We start from the raw sequence: 308 nt of genomic DNA on the forward strand, positions 1-308 counted from the left end.
TGAGTAGTCTTTGTGTTCCCTAAACTTAGAGACGAAAACTGATGAGATGAAGATTCTGGTGCATGGTTAAGCTCAAGCAGAGAAACATCGTTCGAGCTCATACCGACTTGAGTCAGTAACTCATCAACAACGGCGTTGTTATTCTCGCTTGAACCAAAAGCTAAGGCGTTGATGCTGCCGTAAGCCGCATCTTGGTTGCTCGCTACTTGGTTTTCTTCAACAAGAACAATCGCACCTGCACCTTCACCGACATTCCAACTGCCATCTTGCAGCTGTCCGAATTTTGGAGCTAGCGTCACTGGGCTTAC

The 308-nt window shown here is 46.8% G+C and carries 1 protein-coding gene; it reads right to left on the minus strand.

The window, feature by feature from the left end; genetic code table 11:
* Nucleotides 1-308: hypothetical protein (locus tag AB4653_RS00255; protein ID WP_372103079.1), on the minus strand; the 308-nt coding region annotated here is incomplete at both ends.

The organism is Vibrio sp. 10N.222.48.A3 (genome assembly GCF_041475345.1).
GTDB classification, from domain to species: Bacteria; Pseudomonadota; Gammaproteobacteria; order Enterobacterales; family Vibrionaceae; genus Vibrio; species Vibrio tasmaniensis_A.